Annotated in this window: 5 protein-coding genes and 1 pseudogene; 1 reads left to right on the top strand and 5 read right to left on the bottom strand. The window is 74.6% G+C overall.

Annotated features, from left to right (window positions below; genetic code table 11):
* Positions 1-123: 123 nt before the first annotated feature.
* A complete protein-coding gene (locus tag ACFW1I_RS06775; RefSeq protein WP_384666717.1) occupies positions 124-642 on the bottom strand; it encodes a hypothetical protein in 519 nt (172 codons plus the stop codon).
* A 202-nt stretch (positions 643-844) separates the two neighbouring features.
* Between ACFW1I_RS06775 and ACFW1I_RS06770 the strand changes: the two genes are divergently transcribed.
* Entirely contained in the window at positions 845-4,717 is a 3,873-nt protein-coding gene (locus ACFW1I_RS06770; RefSeq protein WP_384666715.1) for a hypothetical protein, read from the top strand.
* Between the two features lie 39 nt (positions 4,718-4,756).
* On the opposite strand, the gene ACFW1I_RS06765 is transcribed toward ACFW1I_RS06770, so the two are convergent.
* The 4 genes and pseudogenes from ACFW1I_RS06765 to ACFW1I_RS06750 form a co-directional block, all read right to left on the bottom strand.
* Positions 4,757-5,113 (bottom strand): hypothetical protein, encoded by a 357-nt coding sequence (locus ACFW1I_RS06765; protein WP_384666713.1) that lies wholly within the window; start codon positions 5,111-5,113, stop codon positions 4,757-4,759.
* 140 nt (positions 5,114-5,253) lie between these two features.
* Positions 5,254-5,550, bottom strand: coding sequence for a hypothetical protein (locus tag ACFW1I_RS06760; protein WP_384666711.1), 297 nt, complete (start codon positions 5,548-5,550; stop codon positions 5,254-5,256).
* Positions 5,551-5,754: 204 nt separating this feature from the next.
* A complete protein-coding gene (locus ACFW1I_RS06755; RefSeq protein ID WP_384666709.1) occupies positions 5,755-6,297 on the bottom strand; it encodes a DapH/DapD/GlmU-related protein in 543 nt (180 codons plus the stop codon).
* Between the two features lie 107 nt (positions 6,298-6,404).
* Positions 6,405-6,767, bottom strand: a pseudogene (locus ACFW1I_RS06750) (hypothetical protein); the annotation flags it as partial.

Genomic DNA, 6,767 nt, shown 5'->3' with positions numbered 1-6,767 from the left:
GATGCTCTCCTCCCGCCCGCGCGGGGGCGCGCGCGCGCGCGGGGGCTCTCGCGCGGGCGGGGGGGTCGTCCGGGTCGGGGGGGGGGGGGGGGGGCCCCCCCGCCCCCCCCCCCTCGTCCGGGATCAGGCGCGAGCCGAGAAGCTCCCGATCAGGTCACTGCCGTCGGCGTGGTCGTACACGTTGATGAGGATGTTCTCGCCCTCCGGGTAGTCGAGGTCGAACGGGCTCGGGTTGCCCGCCGCGGGGTAGAGCGTCGACCACCCGCGGGTCGCCGTCCACAGCCGCACGTAGACGCTGTCACCGTCGGCGGCGGTGTCGTACACCCAGAGCTTCTCGCCCTGCGGATGGAACTCCACCTTCGAGACGAGCGCGCCCGCGTTCCGCAGTTCGGCCTTGAGGGCCTCGCCGTCCGCGTCCTTCTCGAAGTACGTGTTGTCCACGGAGTCGTACAGGTAGCAACCACCGCTGGCCGCCGTGACCGCGAGAGTGCCGCTGAGCCTGGTGCAGTTGTCCGTGTCCACCCGGGCGTAGCGGATGTCCAGCGTCCCGTACGCCTGGGCCGGCGCCGCCGTCCCGAACAGGGTGCCGGCCATGGCCGCCGCCGACGCCAGCGCGAATGCGGCCTTCCTCCGTGCGTTCATGTGGGTTCCCCTCGGTCCGCGGATCGGGTCGATCCGTTCGGCGACTGTCGCCGTGACCTCAGTCTTCGCCGGCGCGGAATTGTCCAGCAGACCCCTCCGACCAGTGTGGACAACGCGCCGACGGCGCATCGGGCGGCCTTGTCGGCCCGGGGATCACGGGCCTAGCGTGGCCGGGACCGGCGTCGGGGGACGGGGGAGTCGGGTGGGACGTCGTGAACGGCCGTTGGATCCGGCGGACGGGCCCGTCGAGCAGTTCGCGTACGAGTTGCGCCTGCTCCGGCAGAAGGCCGGCGGCCTCACCTACCGGGCGATGGCGGCCCGTGCGCACTACTCGGCCGCCGCCCTCGCCCAAGCCGCCTCCGGCGACCGGCTGGCGACGCTGCCGGTGGCGCTCGCCTACGTCGGCGCGTGCGGCGGCGACGCGGACGAGTGGGCCGAACGCTGGCGGCAGGCGAACCGCGAACTGACCGAGCGGGTGGCGGCGGCGGACGACCCCGCCGACGCGCCCTACCTCGGTCTGGCCCGGTTCGAGGCCGAGGACCGGGAGTTGTTCTTCGGGCGCGAGCGCCTGGTCGCGAGACTCGTCTCGCTGGTACGGGAACGGCGGATCGTCGCGCTGGTCGGGCCGTCCGGAAGCGGCAAGTCCTCACTGCTGAGGGCCGGCCTCGTGCCCGCGCTGCGCGAGGAGACAGGCCCCCACCGGCCCACCGGGATCCACCTCCTCACCCCCGGCCCCCACCCGGCCCGCACCCACGCGGAACTGCTGACGACGGAACGCCCCGCCCCCACCCCCGGGCGACCGCCCACGCCGGCCCGCCCGGCACACGCCCACCCGCGACCGCCGACGCCGGAGCACGTCGGCCGGGACGCGGTGCTGCTCGTCGACCAGTTCGAGGAGGCGTTCACGCTCTGCGCCGACGCCGCCGAGCGGACCCGCTTCATCGACCTGCTGCTCGCCGCCGCCGCACCCGGGCGCGGCGCCCGGGTCGTCATCGCCGTGCGGGCCGACTTCTTCGGCCACTGCGCCGCGCACGGCCCGCTCGCGGAGGCCATCCGGGACACCACCCAACTGGTCACCCCGATGAGCCCCGACGAACTGCGCCAGGTGGTCGTACGCCCCGCGGCCGCCCGCGGTCTGGTCGTCGAGCGCTCGCTCACCAGCCGGATCGTGCGCGACCTCGCCGACGAACCCGGCGGTCTGCCGCTGCTGTCGCACGCGCTGCGGGAGACCTGGCGCCGCCGGCACGGCCGTACCCTCGCCGAGAGCGCCTACGAGGCGGCCGGCGGCCTGCACGGCGCGCTCGCCCGCACCGCCGAGGAGTTCCACGCCGCACTCACCCCCGCCCAGGCCGCTACTGCCCGCCGGATCCTGCTGCGGCTGGTCGCGCCGGGACAGGGCACCCAGGACACCCGGCGCCCCGCCGACCGCACCGAGTGCGAGACCGGCGAGCCGGACACCGCGCTCGTCCTCGAAAAGCTGGCCCGCGCCCGGCTGATCACTCTCGACGGCTCGACCGTCGACCTCGCCCACGAGGCGCTGCTCACCGCGTGGCCCCGGCTGCGCGGCTGGATCGACGAGGACCGCGAGCGCCTGCACACCCAGCGCCGGCTGACCGAAGCCGCCGACGCCTGGGCCGCTCTGGGCCGGGACGGCGGCGCGCTGTACCGGGGCGTGCGTCTGTCCACGGCGGCGGAGCGCTTCCCGGCCGACGGCGACTCCCCGGACGATCTCACCCCGCTGGAGCGGGAGTTCCTCACCGCGAGCACCGCCGCGCACGGCCGCGAGCGGCGCCGTCGGCGGTCCCGCACGGCGGTGCTCTGCGCCGTTCTGGTCCTCGCCCTGACGGCCGGTCTGGTCGCCTGGCAGCAGAACCGGGTCGGCGAACGGCGGCGGGTCGAGGCCGAGGCCCGCCGGATGGCCGGAGTCGCGAGCAGCCTGCGCCCGACCGACCCGCGCACCGCGATGCGGCTCGGTCTGGCGGCCTGGCGGCTCGCCGACCTGCCGGAGACGCGGTCCGCCGTGCTGAGCGGCATGACCCAGCGGGAACTGGACGTGTTCACCGACGCCGACGGCGACCCGCGTACGAACCGCTCCCTCGGCTCCGACGGCCGCACCCTCACGAGCATCGGGAGCGACCGCGTCACCGCCCGCGACGTGGAGACCGGTGACATCATCCGCTCCTTCGCCGGGCTCGGCGAGGACGTGGAACGGGTCGGATGGAAGCGCGGGGAGGGGGACCTGGTGACGTACTTCCCGGACGCGGGAACGGAGGAGGACGCCGGCCGGGTCGCGGTCCGCGACCTGTCGGGCCGTCGGCCCGACCTGGTGCTCGGCCCGGCGGCGGGCGGTGCGGAGATGAGCCCGAGCGGGCAGCAGGTGATCGGTTACGACCACACGGCCACGGAGTACGTGGTCACGCTGTGGGACGCTCGGACGGGCCGGGCGCTCATGGAGCTGCGGGCACCCAGGGATCCGGAGGCGGACCCGACGGGCGCGAGCGTCACCGCCGGGGCCTCGCGGCGCCTGGTGAGGGAGCGCCGCCCGCTCGCCCTGGACAGCCCGGACGTGACCGTGAGCCCGGACGGCCGGATGCTCGCCTTCTGCGTGCCCGGGCGGCCGCTGGAACTCTGGGACGTCGCCGAGCGGAAGAAGTCGGCCGTCGGGTGGGCCTCCGACGGCCAGTGCTACGAGGAGAGGTACGGGTTCGTCGCCGGGGGCCGTCTGCTGGCCCAGGTCCACGAGGGGAACGTCCGGCTCCGCGACGTCGTCGACGGCACCGAACGGCCGCCGCTGGAGTACCGGAGGGTGGTACGGCTCGGGCACAGCACGGATGACGGCTACCTCGTCGCGCACACCGCGTCGGACGTGCTGCTCTGGCGGCTGGACACCCCGGACTGGCCGGTCGTGATCCATCCGACCGAGGGCGGGCTGCCCGCCGAACCCAGGGTGGACCCGAAGACCGCCCGACTGCGCTTCCTCGTCGGGCCGGAGCCGGGAGCGGAGCCCGCGGTCCACACGCTGGACCTCAGCCGGGCCGTACGAGCCGACTGGCGGCCGGCCGCCTCGATGAAGGCGAGGTTCAGCCCGGACGGAAGCGTGCTGGCCACCGCGGCGCGGCCCGGCGCGGACGGGATCGCCCGCTTCGGGCTCGTCGACGGCAGGACCGGCGCGCCGATCGCCGAACCACCCGGCCTGCCCTGCCGGTCCCGGCCGGTCGCCGGTGTGCCGCAGGTGCCGACCGACACACCCTGTGAGGTGTCGCTGTCCTTCCGCCCCGACGGAAGGCAGTTCGTCTACTCCACCAAAGGGGTGGGGCACGACCTGAGCGTCGGTCTCTGGGACGTCGGGCGGCACGGCCCGGTCACCCTGTCCCGCCGGCCGACGCACCGCTGGACGGACGTCGCCCTCGCGCCGGACGGCAGGCTGGTCCTGTGGGGCCGCCCGTCGGGCGTCGAGTTCTGGGATCCCGTGCGGGGGCGGGGGACCGGAAGGGCGGCCGGCCTCAAGGGCCGCGCCTTCACCGTCCGCCCGGACGGCCGGTTGCTGCTCACGTTCGAGGGCGAGGCGGTCCGACTGCCGGAGATCACGGCGGATCCGCGGGCGCAGAGCCCCGGCGCGGGCATCGCTGCGCTGGAGTTCAGCGGCGACAGTCGGCTCCTCGCCGTCGGCGAGCAGGCGGGTCGCGTGACCCTGTGGGACGGCGGCCTGGAGCGCAGCCTCGGTGTGCTGACCCGTGCCGCCGCGGGCGGGGCACCGGTCATGGCCCTCGCCTTCTCCCCGGACGCCCGCACGCTGGCGGTCGCCTATGTCGACGACGTCATCCAGCTCTGGGACCTCGACTCCCACCTGCCCGTCGGCTCCCCGATCCCCACCGTCGGCGGCCGGGTGCACGACCTGGCCTTCTCCTCCGACGGCGCGACCCTCCACGTGTCCGGGCCCCACGTGACGCTCCAGCGGATCGACGTCACCCCGGCCGCCGCTGCGGCCGACGTGTGCCGGCGGGCGGGCGGCGGTCTCGACCGGGAGGAGTGGCGCGCCCTCGTGCACGACCTGCCGTACCGCCCCACGTGCTGACCGCGCCGCTGGTACGGCGGGGTCGTCGGGGGCGGCGGGCTACCGGGCGGACGGGGGACGGGGGTCGTGCCCCCGGTTGGGCGGGTACTCGACCGGATCGGGTTCCCAGTGCCAGTCCTCCCCCTGGTACACCCTCCGACCGGGTACGGGGCTGGGTCCGCCGTCGCGGCCGGCGTGCCCGTGGATGAGGGCGATCACCACGAGGAGGAACACGACCATGCCGAGAGCGATCCACGCTCCCGGGTCGCCCGTGGCGAGCCGCGGCACACCCGTGGTCCAGAGGAAGCGCCCGAGCCGCCAGGCCGCCATGACCGCGACGTACCCGAGGCCGAGGGCGAAGGGCAGGAAGACCAGCCCGAGCCCCAGGCACCCCTTGTCCACGCCCCCACGTCTCATCGCCACCCCCCTTGTCGCCCCGCCCGCCGGCCCTCGTCGGGGCGGGGCATACCCGGCCCGGGCGGGTGCGACACCGGACGCCCGGGCTCCGGGCTCCGCCCACGGCCGGCGGCTCGCCGCCGCCGTGGGGGCGGTGTGCGTCAGTGATCGTCCCAGTGGCCGTCGTGCGCGGCGTGCCGGTGACCGTCGTGGAGGTAGTCGACGTGGTCGCCGTGCCGGACGCTCTCGTGACCGCAGTCCTGCCCGTGCCGGTGGTCGTGGCCCGTGTGCGAGACGTGTCCGGCGGGCTCGCACTCGTCCCAGTGGCCGCCGTGGTCGCGGTGCAGATGGCCGTCGTGCGCGTAGTCGACGTGATCGCCGTGTCGCACCTCGGTGTGACCGCAGCCGGGGCCGTGCTCGTGGGCATGGGAGACGTGTTCCTGGTGGAGCGTGGTCATGGTGCTCACCTTCGAAGGAGGTGCGGGTGATGACGTCGGACAGGCTGCCACGTAAACGGGGCATATTCGACTTTTCCGGCTGTGTGGCGTCGGGGTTCGTCGGCCGACACATCACCGAGCGCGGACCTCCGCTGCTGCGTCCGCCGCAAGACGAGCGGCCGTCGACGCATCAGCCCCCGGATCGGGACCGGCTGTCGACGCGCGTCACCAACTCCGGTGCACGGTCGCCTTGTTGCCGGTCACCAAGCTGGCCGGGGGCACGTCGTCGGCGACGACCGCGCCGGCGGCGACCACGGCGTCGCGGCCGATGGTGACGCCGGGCAGGATCGTGGCGCCGGCGCCGATCCAGACGTTCTCCTCCACGTCGATGGGCGCGCCGGTGAGGTACAGCCGCCGTTCCTCGGGATCGACCGGGTGACCGCTGGTGATGAACGTGACCTTCGGTCCGATCATCACCCGCTTGGCGATCCGGATGCCGGCGTAGTCCAGGAACGTGCAGTTCTGGTTGATGAAGACCCGCTCGGCGAGGTCGAGGTTCAGGCCGTGGTCCGTGTAGAAGGGCGGATAGATCGTGACCTTCGGCGGCAGCGGTTTGCCGAGGATCCGTGCGAACAGTTCCGCCTTGGCGTCTTCGTCGTCGAAGGGCAGGACGTTCAGGCGGGACGTGAGCTCGGTGACCTCCAGGACCCGTTCGGCCATGGCCTGGAACTCCGCGCTGTGGATGCGCATGAGACGGTCGCTGGACATGTCACGGTCCTCCCTGTGTGCCGGCCGCCGGCGACGGCACTCTACGTGAGGACCGACGACCGGGCGCAGGCGATCCCCGATCCGGCGCCGTGGTCCTGGCGGTGCGGCTACGGCACGCCCACGACCGTCTCGCACTGCGTCGCCGTGTCGAACGGGCCCGCCTGGCCGTCGCAGTGGTCGGTGGCGGCGCCGCCTTCGAGGCGGTCGTTGCCCGGGCCCCCGAGGATCCGGTCGTCGGCGTCGCCGCCGCGCAGGACGTCGTGGCCGCCGGCGGAGCCGACGGTGGTGTCGGCGTCGAAGTTGACGTTGTCGCCGAAGAGGGTGTCGGCGCCGCCGCGCCCCTCGATGACGTCGTGCCCGGCCGCGGTCACGGAGGCGCTGCCGACCGAGCTCTCGCCGACGAGGAGTTCGTCCGTGGCGCCGCCGAGGATGCGGTCGTGGGGGGGGGGCGGGGGGGGGGCCGCGCCCGC

This window comes from Streptomyces sp. NPDC058955, assembly GCF_042741435.1.
Classification (GTDB): Bacteria; Actinomycetota; Actinomycetes; order Streptomycetales; family Streptomycetaceae; genus Streptomyces.
The sequence above is the reverse complement of the archived record's forward strand: the minus strand, read 5'-3'. Positions and strand labels throughout refer to the sequence as shown.

Excerpts from the sequence above, each read along its gene's own strand:
- ACFW1I_RS06775 (WP_384666717.1), bottom strand. The coding sequence starts at position 642 with ATGAACGCACGGAGGAAGGCCGCATTCGCGCTGGCGTCGGCGGCGGCC.
- ACFW1I_RS06765 (WP_384666713.1), bottom strand. The coding sequence starts at position 5,113 with ATGAGACGTGGGGGCGTGGACAAGGGGTGCCTGGGGCTCGGGCTGGTC.
- ACFW1I_RS06760 (WP_384666711.1), bottom strand. The coding sequence starts at position 5,550 with ATGACCACGCTCCACCAGGAACACGTCTCCCATGCCCACGAGCACGGC.
- ACFW1I_RS06755 (WP_384666709.1), bottom strand. The coding sequence starts at position 6,297 with ATGTCCAGCGACCGTCTCATGCGCATCCACAGCGCGGAGTTCCAGGCC.